Annotated in this window: 15 protein-coding genes; all 15 read right to left on the bottom strand. The window is 53.6% G+C overall.

Translation table 11 applies throughout. The annotated features are described in order from the left end of the window. Positions 1-226: 226 nt before the first annotated feature. Positions 227-1039, bottom strand: coding sequence for a class I SAM-dependent methyltransferase (locus H581_RS0106945; RefSeq protein ID WP_028609383.1), 813 nt, complete (start codon positions 1037-1039; stop codon positions 227-229). A gap of 48 nt (positions 1040-1087) precedes the next feature. After that, positions 1088-2641 carry a 2-isopropylmalate synthase gene (locus H581_RS33290; RefSeq protein ID WP_036718057.1) on the bottom strand — a complete coding sequence of 518 codons (1554 nt, stop codon included), beginning with the start codon at positions 2639-2641 and terminating at the stop codon, positions 1088-1090. A 1060-nt stretch (positions 2642-3701) separates the two neighbouring features. After that, positions 3702-4766 (bottom strand): tRNA (adenosine(37)-N6)-threonylcarbamoyltransferase complex transferase subunit TsaD, encoded by a 1065-nt coding sequence (gene tsaD, locus H581_RS0106935; RefSeq protein ID WP_211231453.1) that lies wholly within the window; start codon positions 4764-4766, stop codon positions 3702-3704. Then, entirely contained in the window at positions 4763-5251 is a 489-nt protein-coding gene (gene rimI / locus H581_RS0106930; protein ID WP_028609381.1) for a ribosomal protein S18-alanine N-acetyltransferase, read from the bottom strand. The genes tsaD and rimI overlap by 4 nt, the downstream gene beginning before the upstream one ends. Continuing rightward, positions 5248-6048 (bottom strand): tRNA (adenosine(37)-N6)-threonylcarbamoyltransferase complex dimerization subunit type 1 TsaB, encoded by an 801-nt coding sequence (gene tsaB, locus H581_RS0106925; RefSeq protein WP_028609380.1) that lies wholly within the window; start codon positions 6046-6048, stop codon positions 5248-5250. Before tsaB ends, rimI begins: the two co-directional genes overlap by 4 nt. Further along, positions 6045-6533 (bottom strand): tRNA (adenosine(37)-N6)-threonylcarbamoyltransferase complex ATPase subunit type 1 TsaE, encoded by a 489-nt coding sequence (tsaE, locus tag H581_RS0106920; protein ID WP_028609379.1) that lies wholly within the window; start codon positions 6531-6533, stop codon positions 6045-6047. The genes tsaB and tsaE overlap by 4 nt, the downstream gene beginning before the upstream one ends. A gap of 13 nt (positions 6534-6546) precedes the next feature. Then, complete coding sequence (thiL, locus tag H581_RS0106915) at positions 6547-7644, bottom strand: thiamine-phosphate kinase (RefSeq protein ID WP_028609378.1); 1098 nt, start codon at positions 7642-7644, stop codon at positions 6547-6549. Positions 7645-7713: 69 nt separating this feature from the next. Further along, complete coding sequence (locus H581_RS0106910; RefSeq protein WP_028609377.1) at positions 7714-8583, bottom strand: YitT family protein; 870 nt, start codon at positions 8581-8583, stop codon at positions 7714-7716. A gap of 143 nt (positions 8584-8726) precedes the next feature. Next, complete coding sequence (locus H581_RS0106905) at positions 8727-9086, bottom strand: hypothetical protein (RefSeq protein ID WP_028609376.1); 360 nt, start codon at positions 9084-9086, stop codon at positions 8727-8729. A gap of 97 nt (positions 9087-9183) precedes the next feature. Beyond that, entirely contained in the window at positions 9184-10266 is a 1083-nt protein-coding gene (locus H581_RS0106900) for an HD-GYP domain-containing protein (protein WP_028609375.1), read from the bottom strand. 127 nt (positions 10267-10393) lie between these two features. Next, positions 10394-12070: a histidine kinase N-terminal 7TM domain-containing diguanylate cyclase gene (locus H581_RS0106895; protein WP_051250511.1), complete on the bottom strand. Its 1677-nt coding sequence runs from the start codon at positions 12068-12070 to the stop codon at positions 10394-10396. Positions 12071-12178: 108 nt separating this feature from the next. Next, positions 12179-13354: a class I SAM-dependent methyltransferase gene (locus H581_RS0106890; RefSeq protein ID WP_028609373.1), complete on the bottom strand. Its 1176-nt coding sequence runs from the start codon at positions 13352-13354 to the stop codon at positions 12179-12181. A 39-nt stretch (positions 13355-13393) separates the two neighbouring features. Further along, positions 13394-14038, bottom strand: coding sequence for a DUF6483 family protein (locus H581_RS0106885; RefSeq protein WP_028609372.1), 645 nt, complete (start codon positions 14036-14038; stop codon positions 13394-13396). A gap of 25 nt (positions 14039-14063) precedes the next feature. Beyond that, positions 14064-14924 carry an alpha/beta fold hydrolase gene (locus H581_RS0106880; RefSeq protein ID WP_051250509.1) on the bottom strand — a complete coding sequence of 287 codons (861 nt, stop codon included), beginning with the start codon at positions 14922-14924 and terminating at the stop codon, positions 14064-14066. 15 nt (positions 14925-14939) lie between these two features. Continuing rightward, entirely contained in the window at positions 14940-15515 is a 576-nt protein-coding gene (yyaC, locus tag H581_RS33285; protein ID WP_051250507.1) for a spore protease YyaC, read from the bottom strand. Between the last annotated feature and the right edge of the window lie 29 nt (positions 15516-15544).

Here is a 15544-nt window from a genome sequence, read left to right as displayed (position 1 = left end):
TTCGCGGATTTTTGTCGAACCCTAGGCATATTATCATAAGACTGGCTCAATTATCCACGTTATGCACATTATCCACAATAAGCTGTGAAAAAACTATCCCCTTTTCGCACACAATGTTGAGATTGCGTAAATCCAGTACAATCGGGTATTTATTCGTCTTATTCACAAAAATGATGTCGATTGTGGATAACTTTGTGCACAACACTAATTATGGAAGGAAAATGCTTTATTTTCTTATTCCGATATATAGCAAATGGGAGGAAACGCCTAAAGTGTGGATATTATCCGCCTGATCGTAAATAAGCTGCATGAAACGGGAATACTCTTCCTCTCCCCTCGAGTGCCAATAATCGAACTGCTCATTGTGAAGCGAGCCAGCGATACTCGACGATCCGATCAGCTTAATCGTTTCAAACCCTTGCGATTCCATGAACGGTTTAATATCGTCTATGTGAACGTAGTAAACGCCTGTAAATCTTCCCTCATCCGTATGATTGAATGCGCCGGAACTCATAAAGCTCTCGATTTCATTCATATTGTCATTCGGCCTCCACATCTGCGGTTCGGACAGCGAGGTCATCAAGTGGCGAATCCTAGTCATAAAGGCGACGAAAACAACGCCGCCGCTCTTCGTGACCCGATACAGTTCGTCTACAGCCCGCTCTCGCTCGTCTTTCTCCTGCAAATGATATAAAGGGCCTAGCATAAGCGCCGCATCGAAATGTCCGGAAGAAAGAACATTAAGATCCGCCGCATTCGCGACATGGAAGTCTTTGAACCGTTCGGCAAGTCCCAGCTCTCCGGCTTTATTACGGGCCATTTCGACCAGCTTTGGCGTTAAATCGGTTAACGTCACGTCGTAGCCGCACTTCGCCAGCTCCATCGCATACTTCCCCGGCCCGGCCCCGTTATCCAGAACACGACCGGCGGAAGGCAAATATTTCCGGATGAAATGCCAGTTAACCATAAATTCGAGGGGCTCTCTGTCGAGACGCCCCCACTCATCGAATTGATTGTAATATTGAATGATTGGATTCAAAAATATCCTCCCCTCCGAAATTGGTTTCGAATATTCTTGGATGTCAAATCAGTTAACCGCGCTGCTGGCGTCCGTATCGGCGACTCTGATTCCCGTGGTCATAACGGCTTGATTGCAAGCCGCAACATAGGCCTGTGCCGCCGCAAGCACGATATCCCGGTGGATCGACGTTCCGCGGAAACGCTGCTGCCGGTGCACGATGCTTACCACTGCTTCTCCGTGCGCATCCTCGCCTGTGGATAAAGAGTGAAGCTCCAAATCCTCAAATTCAGCCGCGACGGGTATCGCTTGCTGGATCGCATGAATAACCGCCTCGATCGGTCCCGCTCCCATCGCCATATACGATTGCTCAGCCCCGAACTCGTTTTCGCGAATCGTAACCGTGGCGCTGCGGGAGCGCTGTGTACCTGCGTGAACGTGCAGATCCACAAGCACGTAGGGATCCGGCTGGGTCTCCGTAAGCTCGCCGGCAATACGGATCAGCTCGTCGTCGGTAACGATTTTTTGCGTATCGGCCGTTTCCTTGAATTTGTCATATACGTCCTGCAGCTGCATATCGGTTACGTCAATGCCGTATTCGGAAAGCCGGTGCTTGATGGCGTGGCGGCCGGAATGCTTGCCCAGAATGATCATGTTCCGCGGGATGCCCATCGCTTCGGGATCCATGATTTCGTACGTATTGCGATTTTTGAGCAGTCCGTCCTGATGAATGCCCGATTCATGCTGGAACGCATTGCGTCCGACGATCGGTTTGTTATAGGCAATAGGAAAATGCATGGCACGGCTTACCATTCGCGACGTTTCGAAGATTTCGCCGATTTGAATGCCGGTCTGCGCCTGCATCGCATCCTTGCGAGTTTCAATCGCCATGACCAGCTCCTCAAGCGAGCAGTTGCCGGCCCTTTCTCCGATCCCGTTTACCGTTACCTCGATTTGTGTCGCGCCGCCATGAATCGCTGCAAGGCTATTCGCCACCGCAAGTCCCAGGTCGTTATGGCAATGAGCGCTGTATCTCACCGTCTCGCCGCCTCTTGCCTCCCTGCGGACCGTCCGGAACAGCTCGCTCATTTCTTCAGGCATCGCATATCCCAATGTGTCCGGCAGGTTAATGATCGTAGCTCCTTCGGCAATGACGGCTTCCACCAGCTGGATAACGAAGTCTTTGCCGGACCGGGTCGAGTCCATCGCGGAAAATTCGATTTCATCCACGAACTGCTTGCCGTAGGCGACCATCTCACGCGCAATCTGGACGACCTCGTCGCGGGATTTGCGGAGCTGATGGTTTAAATGGATATCCGATGAAGAGATGAACAGATGCAGCCTTCTTCGCGCCGCATCCTGCGTCGCCTTCACCGCAGCATCAATATCAGCCTTGACCGCTCTTGCGAAGCCGGCAATTTCCACATGCTGCAGCTCGCGAGATATTTGTTGAACAGCCGCAAATTCACCGGGACTTGATACCGGGAAACCCGGTTCAATGACGTCAATACCCAGCTTTCCAAGCTGGCGGGCTATTATGATCTTGCGTTCCGGATCAAGCGAAGCCCCCGGCGATTGCTCGCCGTCCCGTAAAGTCGTATCGAATATTTGAATTTTTTTCATTTCGTTTTTCATTTCGTTTTTCATGCTCATCAGCCTCCGGTTTTTTTAAAAATATAAGACTTTATAAGTTTAATTCTTATAAATGATCTTATCTTTCATCGCGAAACAGTTGCGTCCTTTGACAAGAACGCCGATAGGCGTTTCTGCAAGGGGGATCAAAAAAAAGGCATGCCGTCTCCTTGAAAGAGACGACATGCCTAAACCACGCCGTGGTACCACTCTAATTGGCCGGACCCTGCTCGCAAGAGGCTGACGCCGATGAACGGCGGCAATTCTCTCCTGCTGCGGGCCCGAACCCGCTTAATGCCCGATGACGGCGGCTACCCGTAACGATGTACGTTCAGGATGCAATGGAGCAACCCGTTTCCATCATTCCGCTCCCAGGCGAGATTCAAACCTCCGCTTCGACTGCGTCGCACCGACCCGCAGCTCTCTTCACGTTTTCGAAAAACCCGCTCACCCGATTCTGAATGGGAGAACTTCGAAATCCGCTTTGCCAGCTTCCTGTTCTACTGCTCCTGTTCATAGCGTTTGACTCTATGTGATTCGTTACTTATGCGAGTGATCTGACCTGCTTCATGGAGATGGCAACAAGAAAAGCCTGTCGTCTCTATAATCAAGAGACGACAGGCTATAAATGACCCGCGCGGTACCACCCTTGTTGACATCCATTCAAATGCTTGCGAACAAGCAGGAATGCCCACCTTAAGCATATGGCCGGCTCCGGATGCCTGCTCATATGCACCCGATTACGGAGGTTAACCGTAACAATGTATCCGCTTGACAGGCCATCCTCTGACGAACGGCAAGTCAATATCGTTTCCATTGTTCCGCTCCCAGGCGAGCTTCAAGCATCCTTCGTCTGCGTTGCACCAACCCGCAGCTCTCTGATTCGAGGTGTCACAGAGACAAATTCGATCCGCTGTAAGACACCAGGCATTCCCGGATAAGCTTTACTATTCCTGTTCCATGCGTTTGCAGCATATGAAGTTTGAAGTATTGGTGCTTATTATATGCGATTGGAAATAGTCTGTCAATTCAAAGTATTAACTTTTTTTGTTCAACTGCCTACAGACCAGCCTTCCAGTGAAAATCCGGGATCGGCTTTCATGTCGAGGCCGGTGAAGCGCTGCCGTTTCAGCTTCAAAAATGCAGCTGCTCCAATCATGGCGGCATTGTCCGTGCAAAGCGCATTCGGCGGTATGAGAAGCGGTACGCCGTCGGATTCGCAACGTGTCGTCAGAGCTGCCCGCAGCCCCCGATTAGCCGCGACGCCGCCGCATAGAAGCAGCTGCTTCGCACCGTATTGGCGGACAGCGCGCAGGGCCTTCGTTACGAGCACTTCCGTTACCGACTCCTGGAAGCCGCGTGCCAAAGCCGCTTCATTCAGCTCGAGCCCCTTCATCCGCGTCTGATTGATCACCGCAAGCACGGCTGATTTCAAGCCGCTGAAGCTGAAATCGTAGCTGTCCGCTTCCAGCCATGCCCGGGGAAGCTCGATGGCTTCGCCGGCTTCATGCGCCAGACGGTCGATATGCGGTCCGCCGGGATAAGGCAGACGCAGCGCCCGCGCCACTTTATCGTAAGCTTCCCCGACCGCATCGTCGCGCGTACGCCCGATCAGACGAAATTCGCCTTCGCGCTCCAGCAGCACCAATTCGGTATGGCCGCCCGATACGACAAGCGCCATACAAGGATAGACCATATCATGCACAAGCTCATTTGCATAAATATGACCGGCAATATGATGCGTGCCGATCAACGGTATATCAAGCGCCATCGCCAAGCTCTTAGCCGCAACGATGCCGACGAGCAGCGCGCCGACCAGGCCTGGTCCTTGCGTGACGGCAACGGCTGACATATCCTTCAACTTCAATCCCGACTCTTTCACCGCCTGCTCGATAATCAGCGTGATCGATTCCACATGCTTACGCGAGGCAATTTCCGGCACGACACCGCCGAAACGTTCATGAATCTCGATTTGGCTGGACACCACATTGGACAATATCGTTTTACCGCCGCGAATAACGGCCGCCGACGTCTCATCGCAGCTGGTCTCAATGGCTAGGATGATGTCGTCTGCCGGTGAACCGCCTGCTGTAATATCTATATGACTCACCTTCATTGCTCCCCTGCTTTAAGCTCTTCTTGGTCAAGCTCCGACCACATAATAAGCGCATCCTCATCGTTATCCGAATAGTAACGCGGACGGATACCCGACGGCTCAAAGCCGTGCTTGCGGTACAGGTTTTGCGCGATTTCGTTCGACACGCGAACCTCAAGCGTCATTTTGGCCGCTCCGTAGAATACCGCAGTCCGCTGCAGCTCCAGCAGCAATCGGTTGCCTAACCCTAAACCGCGGTACCCGGAGAGCACCGCTATGTTCGTCACATGAGCTTCATCCATAATGATCCACATGCCGCCGTACCCGATAATTTCTCCGCCGAGCTCCATGACCATATACCGCGCGAACAGATTATTCGTCAGCTCGTTTATGAACGCTTCCGTTGACCAGGGGCAGGTGAAAGCCTGCTGTTCAATCGCAACGATTGACGGTACGTCGGCAACCGTCATGGAGCGGAACAGCAGTTTATTAAAATCATCCTTCATGCCTTCGCTTCACCTGCCTGCTTCGCTTTCCAAATGACCTCCGCCTCGGTTAGCTGCGTATAGTTCGGTATAAACGTATGCGGATTCTCCGTCAGCCCCGCCTCCAGCCGCATTCTGCCTAATTCCGCGATCCACTTGCCCTCTTGGACAAAAGGCTGCAGAATTACCGGGACACCGGCCGCTTCGCCCAGCAGCTTCAGCCTATCCGCTTCCGCCTCATGCAGCGTTAAATCGCCGACCAACGAAATGGCGCCAACGTCTCCTTCAGCTTGCGTGTTCAATCGTTCAGCCAACTGATCGACCCAGTTATTCATTAGCCTTACGCCATCGTCGGCCCATCGGCTCCATGCCGTCCGTCCCGCCGCCGAGAACGCCGAGGTATACACTTGTCCGCGTCTCGCGTCCATGATCGGAATCACCCAATGCGCGCCGCCGCCATCCGCTGCGTCCGCTTCTTGATGCGAAGCGCCATAAGCAAGCGCCTCCAGGCTGGATACGCCGACAAGCGGTTTATTCCATGCCCAGGCCAGCGTCTTGGCGAAGGCGACGGCAATTCGCATCCCGGTGTAGGACCCGGGTCCGTTTCCTACTGCGATGGCTTCCAGCTCATCAGCCTTTATTCCGCTGGCCGCAATCATATCCTTAATGTGCGACACGACATGAACCGAATGGTTTCGCTCCGCCAGCGTTTGAATTTCCGCCAGCACGCCGCGGCCGCTTACGATCGCGGCGGCCATCGACGCCGTAGACGTATCTAACGCCAAAATCGGTCCAGCTTGGTGCTGCTCTGCTCTCATCTGTCCGCTCCTATCTCGTTCAACGCTTCGCACCAGCCGGCATACCGTTCGCCGAACCCGGTCAATCCGATCCGCCGCGACTCGCCGCCCAGGTTCTCGATATATAATTCCAGCCGTTCGTCCGGCAGCAGCTCCGCAATTAAGCTCGCCCACTCGACAATCGTCACGCCATTGCCATAAAAATAATCGTCCAAGCCAAGCTCGTCCGCTTCTTCAAGCGACAACCGATAGACGTCCATATGATAAAAGGGAAGCGTCTCCCCATCGTATTCTTTAATAATCGTAAAGGTCGGACTGTTCACAATCCCCTTCACGCCAATCGCTTCGGCAAAGGCTTGCGAGAACCTGGTTTTGCCCGCGCCAAGGTCCCCGTCCAGCGCAAGCAGCGAACCCGGACCCGCCCAAGCGGCAAGCTGCCTTGCCAAAGCAACCGTATCCTGCTCCGTATATGCCGACCAAGCGGCTTTACTTACCCGTTGCTCCATTCTGTTCACCCGTTCATGGCCTAAAATGATTATATCCGCGTTTGCGAAGCTCAATCTTCTTCCCGCTGTAGCCTTTCAGTTCTACGCCAGGCGTTCCCGCATCGGTTTCCCCTATAATAAAGAATGGAATGCCCTCCGTATAAAAAACGTCCCGCATCTTCTCCGCTTCCTCTGCCGCAATCGTTCCGAGCAAGCAATAATCCTCCCCGCCGTAAAGCATCCACTCCAGCGGATCCATGCCTGTACCCGCCGCATAAGCGGCAAGGCTGCCGCTCTTCGGCAGCAAGCTCTCGATCAGCGTCAAGCGGACACCTGACGCTTCCGCAAGCTCCCACGCTTCGCTGGCAAGCCCGTCGCTCACATCGTTCAAGGAGCGGCACGCGCCGCTCCCGAGCAGCAGGCGGCCTGCTCTCACAGAGGGACTCGGCCGCTGGTGCGCCAGCACGAGCCCCTTCAGCTGGCTATGCGCCAGACCGCAATCCCTGGCAGCAGCCTCGCTTATCTCCTCGGCATGCACATCCGGATTGCCCCTATGCGCCGCCTCCCCCTCCCGGGTCAGCAGCGCGTGCAGCCCCGCCGCCGACATGCCGACGGCGCCGGTAACGAACACCGCGTCGCCCGGCATAGCCCCCGAGCGCCGCAGCTCACGCCCCGCTTCCACGGTTCCCGTCACCGTTACCGCGACAACCAGATGCTCCGGCGACGACGTCGTGTCGCCGCCCGCAACGGCAACCCCGTAGCGCTCGGCGCACTCGTACAGCCCGTCATACAGCCGGCGCATCCGCTCCGGCCCGTATGACGGCGGTACGCTGACCGATACGAGCGCATGCAGCGGCACGCCCCCCATCGCGGCGATATCGCTGATGTTGGCGGCCAGCGCCTTGTAGCCGACATCCTCATCCCGCATCGTCGCCTGCTTGAAGTGGACGGTCTCCACCATCGTGTCGACCGCCAGCAGCAGCCGCTTCGGCTCCGCTATGCCATCCGCCGCGGCGGTCGGATCAACAACGGCGGCATCATCGCCAATGCCGACGATAACCCCTTTCTTCCGCTGCCAATCCGCCGTTTGCCGCGCGGCCGTCCAGTGGTGAATACGCGTAAATTCATCCAAAACGTTTATCCCCTTCAAAACGAAATCCTTAATCCGTCATGTTTCCTCGCGAATCCCCTGCTATCAGCATTAGTGAATATCCCGTTTCTTAAACCGTCCGCCCTTCACATCGTGAATATTTCCGACCGCGAGGAAGGCCGCGGGATCAAGCTCATGGACAATCGATTTCAGCTTAGCCTCCTCAAGCCGGGTAATGACACAAAAAATAACATGCTTGCTCCCGCCCGTAAATCCGCCCTCTCCGTGCAAATACGTGACGCCTCGGCCAAGGCGGCTCATGATGGCCGCGCCTATCTCTTTCGCTTCCTCGCTTATGATCCATACGGACTTCGATTCGTCGAAGCCTTCGATCGTCACGTCAATCATTTTGTAAGCGATGTAATAGGCGATGAGCGAAAACATCGCCCGATCCCAGCCGAACACGAAACCCGCGCTGCCGAGAATGAATAAATTCAAGAACATAACGGTTTCGCCAACCGATAAGGGAAGGCGCTTGTTAAACAATATGGCGACAATCTCGGTGCCGTCCAGCGAGCCTCCGAAACGGATGACCAAGCCGACGCCGACACCCAATACGACGCCGCCGAATATCGCCGCGAGGAACGGCTCTACCGTTAGCGGCGGGACCGGATGAAGCAGAAACGTGCCGATCGACATGACGCTTACGCCATAAAGCGTTGAGAGCGCGAACGTCTTGCCGATTTGCTTATAGCCAAGAAACAGAAAAGGAAGATTTAATACGAATAAAAAGAGACCGAGAGGAATTTTTGACAAATGGGATGCCATAATGGAAATTCCGACAATACCGCCGTCAATAATGTGATTGGGTACGAGAAAAATTTCCAGACCTACCGAAACGAGAACCGCTCCAAGCGTTATAAACAGCACTCTTCGCAGCACCTCCAGCTTCGACAGCTTGTGGTGCTGTAATGCCCCCATGCGAACGCACGCCCCTTATCGTTCTATTTCTCATTATTTTACCTTAAACACTATCATTTTTAAAGGAAGTTCCCTTCATGCAAAAATTAAACCTCCCCGGCAAACGGCATGACCGCCGCCCACCTGGGAGGTTTTCAGAAAAATCAACCGATAACCGCAAACGCCTCTACACCTGCCGGAATCGTGCTTTGCCGGAACACTCTGCCTGCATTGTCATACAGCTGAATCGTATAGGATACGGTCGTAAGCGTGCCTACCAAACTGAAAAAAACGACGCCGAAGCGGTCGAAACGAGCGGTCTGCACAAGTATGCCGCCTCTGTACAACGCCGCGTTAAAGCCGGTTGTATCGAAGGGAACCCCGTTATTGTTCACCCACAATACCGTCAGCCGGTTTAAAGTCGGTCCGTTCTGAAGCGTACCGGCTTTAGCCGTCCTCCTTATTACCTTTTTCTTGCCCTTAGGTCCGTAATATAACGGTTTGACCCGATGACCGGCAGCCATGTCATTCCTCCTTCCCGCATATACATTAACATATGCAAGCCTATGAGGAACGGTCTGGTCAGGCTCCCAGGTCGAATCTTTTTTCATCTCATTCGTGCTAGAGCTCTTTTACGATCGTAATATAAAGCTCGTCCTTAAGCTCGATCTCGTACGGCTCTTTCGGCTGCGTTCCATCCTTCTCCATAATGATGCGCACGCGCGGCCGATGTACCGCCAGCTCATTATTTTCCGATACGACGCCGACCTGGCCCGTGCTGAGCAGCAGCGACGTGGATATCGGATAAATCGAGATATGCTTGCAAAAGAGCTTTATCAATTCGATATCGAAGTACGTCCCGCCGGCAGCGAACAGGAACTCGATCGCTTCGTTAGCCGTATGCCGCTTACGGTGCGGCCGCGGCGATGTCAATGCGTCAAACGTATCCGCAATGCCGACGATTTGGGCGTACATATGAATTTCGTTCCCCTTCAGACCGCGCGGATATCCGGTTCCGTTGAAGCGCTCATGATGCTGCAGCGCGCAATGCGAGGAGACAATCGATATATCGTGATACTTCCGTAAAATATCGAAGCCTTCCTTGGTATGGTTTTGGACGAGCCGAAGTTCTTCCTCCTTCAGGCGACCCGAATGGGTCAGCAGCTTTTGCGGAACTTTGGTCATCCCGATATCAAATAGCAAGGCGCCGATGCCAAGCTCCTCCAGCTGGTTGCGGTTATAGCCCTTGGCGATGCCCATAATGCCTGCGAGCACCGCTACGTTAAAGGAGTGCTGAAATAAGTATGCGTCCATTGCATGGATGCTTGTTAAGTTGACAAGGATATTCGGCCTGGTCGCCAAGTCCTGCATAATTTCTCCGAAAATCGCCCGAAAGCTGCGTCCCATATCCGGAGCGATCGTCCGGTTCTTCGATACGGCCTGGTCTTGGAAGGAATTCATCGTTTTATAAATGGTGTCGACCGCTTTTTTACGGACTTCATCGCGAATGGCGTCCTCGGGAATCAGGTCTTCCGTCATACCATCCTCAATGAATAAAAAATCGATCCCCATATTGGCGAGACGATCGATATACCGGGCATTCAGTTCAACGCCTTCGCCAAGAAGCACGTTGCCGTTTTCCTGAAAAATGGGCTTCGCTATTTTATCACCGGGTTTGACCATTCCAATTTGCACTTTTCTCATTAGATTTCGTTCCCGCCTTCTATCGTTATAGCGTCGCAACCGGATGTCCCTATTCTATCAGAAATAATGTCGGCTTTCTATTCGTTAACATGCAAGAATAATAGCCTGAACAGGTTGGTTCAGGCTACTAGGCAAGCTTTCGCTTGACAATCTTATTGCGGCCGCTGTATTTCGCTTCATACAGCGCCGCGTCGGCCTGCGATAGCAGCTCTCTCAAAAAAGCTTTCGGATCGTCGAGATCAGAAGGCTCGAAATGCTCGATGGAGATGACCCCCATACTGATCGTTACGCTTAATGCCTGTTCGCTTGTGCCCGTAAACACTTTGTTCTGTTCCACCGATTCCATGACCATTTGCGCGATCATATCCGCCTGGTCCCGGTTGGTATGCGGCAAGTATACGGTGAATTCTTCACCGCCGTACCGCGCCAGCACGTCGGTCAGGCGAAGCGCCCTGCGGACGACATCGACCGTGCTGCACAGCACCTCGTCACCGACTAAATGACCGTATGTATCGTTAATCGACTTAAAGTAATCCAGATCGAACAAAAAGATCGAGAAAGGAATGCCGTACCGGATATTCGTGACGATCTCCTGCTCCAGCTTATGCAGCAGATAGCGGCGATTATAGCAGCCGGTAAGCCCGTCCGTAATCGCCATATGCTCCAGCTTCTTGTTCGCCTGGAACAGCTCGTCCTGCATAATGAGCAGATCGCGGTTCCGGTCCTGAAGCTGTTCGTTCTGCATGTTCGTTTCCTCGACCAGCAGCCTCAGCTCCGTGACGTCCTGGAAGGTGAGCACTCGCCCGACTATCGCTTTGCGGTGATTCAGGATCGGAGCCGACTGTACGATAACGTGGCGGTACGGGTCCATTTCGATGGTCAGCTCGAATTCCAGCCGCTCGTGCGGACGTTTCCGCTCCTCCCCGAAGAATGCTTCCAGCTCCTTGGCCGTCTCTCCCTTGAACTGAGAGACAACGACGGCGGCGTTAAATTTATCTCCGACCCGCAGTCTTATAATCGGCTTGATCGCTTTGTTCACTTCGATGATCGTATTGTTCTCATCCAGCACGATGATGCCCATTGACATCGTATTCATCACATCGCGTTGAACCATCTGGATGATATCGAACACCTTGTTGCGCCCAATGGCATGAACCAAATAGACGGCGGCAAAAACCATGCCGACAGAAATCAGCGGGATATAACGCGTGAGGTAATCCGTGAGCAGCACGTTCATAAATAAATCCGAAAGGGAGAACATCAAAAGCGTGAACATGCCGGTCATTGCCGTCCTGATAAGCGTCCGCTGCCTGTCCGAAACATCGCCGCGCAGCCGGTGCAGCATAATAATAACGGATACCGCCATATAGAGCAGCAGCTGCGCAATCATGACCCAGTACAACGGACCGTGCTGGAGCTGCTTGAAGGAATCCTGCTGCTCGCTTAGCCTGAGAAAAAGATCATCCGGGTTAATAAGAACGACTGCAACCGAGATCAGCGCCGGTATCGACAAAATGAACAACCGGCTCTTTCGTATGACATACGACTGGCCGGTGAGAAAGACGATAAATACGAACCACCCTATACCAAGTAAAGAGAGATCGATATATGATACGGTCAGGTAGAAATTTCTGAATATATCCGAGGATGTTGTTTGCGAGATAAACTGAAAAAGAGGCCATATCATAAAGATGATATGAAGCAATAAATAGATTCGGTGCAGTACCGTAACGGAGCTAGAAGCAAACACGTAGAAAAACAAGCCGAGCAGCACTAGAAACATACTAAAGTCTAGCCAGATCATCCATTCCAATACGGTTCACCCATTCATTTGATAGCCTTCTTAATCCATTGTAGCAAATGTTAAATGTATCGACAATTGCCTATTTTGCGCTGGCCCGCTTATTTTGGGCTATCCCGGCCATTGATCGGACAGCATGCTCTCCAGCGAAGGAGTAATCTGCAAGAGCTCGCGGAACCGCTCATACTGCTCCCACTTTTTCGCAGAAAAGGCATGTTTTTCATTCTTCACCGCGCGGATCAGCAGATTTTTGGGCGTGTGCTCGGGATCAACGAACTCCAGCATCTGGACTTTGTAGCCCAGCGCCTCCAGCAGCGTGCCTCGGGCCGCATCGGTCGCAAGCGCGGCAAAGCGCTCCTTCAGCAGTCCTTGCGACAAGATCGGCGCCAGCGTGTCATTGCTTATTTGCTTGAACAGCTCATGCTGGCAGCAAGGAACCGACATAATGACCGATGCCCCCCAATTGACCGCTTTCGCCAGGGCGGCATCCGTCGCCGTATCGCAAGCATGCAGCGTGACCACCATATCGGCGGACTGAAGCTCTTCGTAATCGGCAATGTCTCCTACAAGGAACCTGAGCCGGTCATATCCGAGCTTCCCGGCAAGCTCCGAGCAGAATGCGATGACGTCCGCTTTCAAATCAAGGCCGATAATATTGATTTTACGCTGCTGTTCAACCGCCAGGAGATGATAGAGCGCAAACGTTAAATAAGATTTTCCGCAGCCGAAATCCACAATCGTCAGCTCGCGGTCCATAGGTAAATATGCAAGCACGTCGGTAACCATTTCAAGGAAACGGTTAATTTGCCGATACTTGTCCTGCTTCTTCGCATGGACCAGCCCTGCGGGGGTCATAATGCCAAGCTCGACCAGGAAAGGGGCCGCTTTGCCCTCTTCAAGCACGCGCTGCTTCTGCCGGTTGTGCTCCAGGCTGAGCGGGCGCGCGCCTCCGCTAGGAGCCTTGGTGAGGACGGAAGCCTTCCCTTTTTTGCTGAACAGCAGCTGCACGTCCGCCTCCGGCGTCTTAAGAAGCGCTTGACGGTAATGCCCAGACAACAGATCGATCAACCGGCCCGCCGCCCCGGCTGCCGTTACATTCTCATGCGTAACCTTATTCGCAAAATGATACTCGAACTGAAAATGCAGCCCGTTCTTCAACTGAATAGGGCGTACGACGGTCTTGGGAGAGGCGTCGCCGTCCTTCCTCTTCAGCTGGCTTAAAGTTGCCTGCAGCAGCTCTCCGCCCTTCATCCATTTCTCTATATCTTGCTGCCATTGCTCTGTCATCCTGCATGCTTCACTCCTACTCTTATTCGCAGCGTATATTTATCCCTTTGCCAATGCCTGAAGCGCCTGCTCGACCTCTTCGCGCGGCAAGCCTCCAGCCCTCAGCCGTTCGTCGCTTTGCAGCAGCATCCGGCGATAAACCTCTTCCGCCTCTTCCGGGTTCAACTCGCGGTCTTCCAACAGCTCATGCATTATATTTTCCGCTAAATCATACTGCCCTTCCGCTTCATGCCATTCGATCAGAAGCCGCTTTGTCGGTACGGGAAGCTCATATGGACTCAGCTTCTTCAGCAGCTTCCCGATCTGCTCGCGCGGATCCATAATGGCCGGTTCGGCTCCAAGCAGAGACAGCCGCACGAACAGCTGCAGCGCCTTTAAGCCTGCCGCATAGCTTTCATCGACGCGCCGCAGGTCATCGTAAAGCCGGGCTTCTTGCGCGGTCAATACGGCGATTGCTTCCAACTGGCCGGTTTCCGCTACGCCGTTCGTCGTCATCATCTTCATAAGGTCCTCGTCGGATAAAGATCGGACGAGCTTGCTGCTCAGACGAAACCGCTTCTCGAGCAGGTCGTCAATATAGAGCAGAGCCTCCTCATGCTTGCGCTGCCGCCTTAAATTCATAATTTGTCCGACGGCTTCGGTCATCTGTTCGATCATTCTCATGAAATAATCGCGCTGGAACAACGGACTCCACTCCCTCTCCGGTTCACTAACCGCGAATCTGCTTGACGAAACCGAGGATAGCCGATGCCATCTCCTTCGGCTGTTCCGCCATCCCCATATGGCCTGCGCCTGCAAGCGACACCTGCTTCGTCGCAGCGTTAACCGCGGCAAAGGTGCTTTCTTTCGGAATGAGTTGATCGCTCTCACCGGAGACGAGCAGGACGGGCAGCGAAGAGCTCTCAATGACATGCGAGCGGTTAACCCGCGCTTTCATGCCCTTCGCCGTCGCGATTGCCCCCTGAAGAGAGGTCCCGTATCCGATCCGTATCGCCTGTTCGATCTCTCCCTCCATCGCTTCAGCGTTGCCCGGCGCGAACAATTTCGGAATCAGTCCTCCGACAAAAGCTTCTACGCCGTCTGTCTGCAGCGCGGCAACCGCCTTATCGCGATTCTGCTTGGCAGCGTCGCTATCCGCAAGAGAGGTCGAGTGAATCAGGCCGAAGCCCGACAGCTTCTTGCCGTATCTCTGGGCGAAGGCAAGCGTAATATATCCGCCCAGCGAATGTCCGAGCATAATGGCATTATGGATTTGCAGCTGGATCAGCATGGAAGCGATATCATCCGCATACAATTCCATCGTGTACGTGTCGTCGCCCGGTGACGAGCTGAGCCCGTGGCCTCTTAAGTCCGGGGCAATAATGCGGACTGAAGGCTCCAGCTCATCCAGAATAGGCTCCCAGTAAGCCGAGCTTCCGCAATAACCGTGCAGCAGGACTACGACATCGGCTATTCCGTCAGCCGCTCCGCCGTCCTCCGCATGCGAATCGTAATATGCCAGCTCGACTCCGTTATTCAGCCGAAGCTTGCGCTGCGCAATCGATTGGACGGTAACTTCTTCTCTGCTCATTTCTTGCCCACTCCTTTAGATGATTCGTATTCGTGTATCCGGATTGCCCGCCAGCGTTCGCTCCGGGCTTCCGCTCCAGGCGGTATGTATGGCTAACGCCGCTTCCTTTGCCATTTGCAGTACGAGAAAAAGCGAGGTCGTCTGCAGTTTCCAGTACGCCTTCGGACCGTTCCTATTAACGACGCCTGCTATGCTGTAATGTCCGATTGCAGGCAGCCGCCTGCCGATTGCTTTGCCTGGCTGAAGCGGTTTGTCGGCCAGAATAAAGCTGCCCACCGATTTTTGTTGGCCAAGACAAGCGTCGATCGCGATCACGACGTGATCCTCCCGAAGCTCAAGCGTCTCACGCTCCACGGCATGCGCGTCGCACGGCTTCTCCAGCGTGCCGATCACGTTCGGCCAGCCCAGCTCCTTCAGCATCGTTCCTGTCAGCGGGCCAAACGAATCCCCGGTCGAACGGTCGCTTCCTATACAAACAACTATGATTTTGCTGCGATCCGCATGGGCTTCCGCCACCGATGCGAGAAACTGCTTCAATTCACTCTCAAACCTCTGTTCCGTCGTTCCTGCACCTGCCCTATATGATAAAATGTTTAATTGGCTCGTTACTCTGTCATTGT

Source organism: Paenibacillus harenae DSM 16969 (assembly GCF_000422465.1).
Lineage (GTDB): Bacteria > Bacillota > Bacilli > Paenibacillales > Paenibacillaceae > Pristimantibacillus > Pristimantibacillus harenae.
This window is presented reverse-complemented; position numbering and strand designations above follow the sequence as displayed.

Coding starts and splice junctions, on each gene's coding strand:
- H581_RS33290 (WP_036718057.1), bottom strand. CDS start 2,641: ATGAAAAAAATTCAAATATTCGATACGACTTTACGGGACGGCGAGCAA.
- tsaD (WP_211231453.1), bottom strand. CDS start 4,766: ATGAAGGTGAGTCATATAGATATTACAGCAGGCGGTTCACCGGCAGAC.
- rimI (WP_028609381.1), bottom strand. CDS start 5,251: ATGAAGGATGATTTTAATAAACTGCTGTTCCGCTCCATGACGGTTGCC.
- tsaB (WP_028609380.1), bottom strand. CDS start 6,048: ATGAGAGCAGAGCAGCACCAAGCTGGACCGATTTTGGCGTTAGATACG.
- tsaE (WP_028609379.1), bottom strand. CDS start 6,533: ATGGAGCAACGGGTAAGTAAAGCCGCTTGGTCGGCATATACGGAGCAG.
- H581_RS0106910 (WP_028609377.1), bottom strand. CDS start 8,583: ATGGGGGCATTACAGCACCACAAGCTGTCGAAGCTGGAGGTGCTGCGA.
- H581_RS0106905 (WP_028609376.1), bottom strand. CDS start 9,086: ATGGCTGCCGGTCATCGGGTCAAACCGTTATATTACGGACCTAAGGGC.
- H581_RS0106900 (WP_028609375.1), bottom strand. CDS start 10,266: ATGAGAAAAGTGCAAATTGGAATGGTCAAACCCGGTGATAAAATAGCG.
- H581_RS0106895 (WP_051250511.1), bottom strand. CDS start 12,070: ATGATCTGGCTAGACTTTAGTATGTTTCTAGTGCTGCTCGGCTTGTTT.
- H581_RS0106890 (WP_028609373.1), bottom strand. CDS start 13,354: ATGACAGAGCAATGGCAGCAAGATATAGAGAAATGGATGAAGGGCGGA.
- H581_RS0106880 (WP_051250509.1), bottom strand. CDS start 14,924: ATGAGCAGAGAAGAAGTTACCGTCCAATCGATTGCGCAGCGCAAGCTT.